This window comes from Cupriavidus sp. 05T313 (assembly GCF_056396665.1).
In genome coordinates this window covers 1-352 of sequence record NZ_JBFTLX010000730.1, presented here as the reverse complement: position 1 = coordinate 352, position 352 = coordinate 1, and the positions used below count along the sequence as shown (strand labels likewise).

Sequence of the window (352 nt, the reverse complement as noted above, 5' to 3'; positions counted from 1 at the left end):
GCTCGCCACACGGACGGCGGAACCGACGGCGGCCAGGACGCCGAGCAGGGCCACGGTATGTGCCGAGCGGACCGATCCGTCCAGGGACACCACGACGGCGACCGCCGCCACGGGTGCGATGGCCAGCGCCGCGTAGGGCAGGGCAGCAGTGGCGTCCTGGGGGAGCGCCGCGGCGAGCAGCGGCCAGCAGAATGCTGCAAGGGACAGCAGGTTTGCGGCGGCGAGGACTGCCAGCTCGACCAAGCGCGGCATCCGGAGGCGGCGGGGCTTTACAGTGTCCCGGGAGTCAGCCCGCTCGTCGAGGGTCGCTGGCTGAGGCCCTGCAACTGCCGGCCGGGGTGGGAGGATAAGC

The 352-nt window shown here is 73.0% G+C and carries 1 protein-coding gene; it reads right to left on the bottom strand.

The annotated features are described in order from the left end of the window. A partial coding sequence (locus AC1DKD_RS42590) for a hypothetical protein (protein WP_477144918.1) occupies positions 1–243 on the bottom strand: 243 nt, incomplete at its 3' end. Positions 244–352 lie beyond the last annotated feature (109 nt).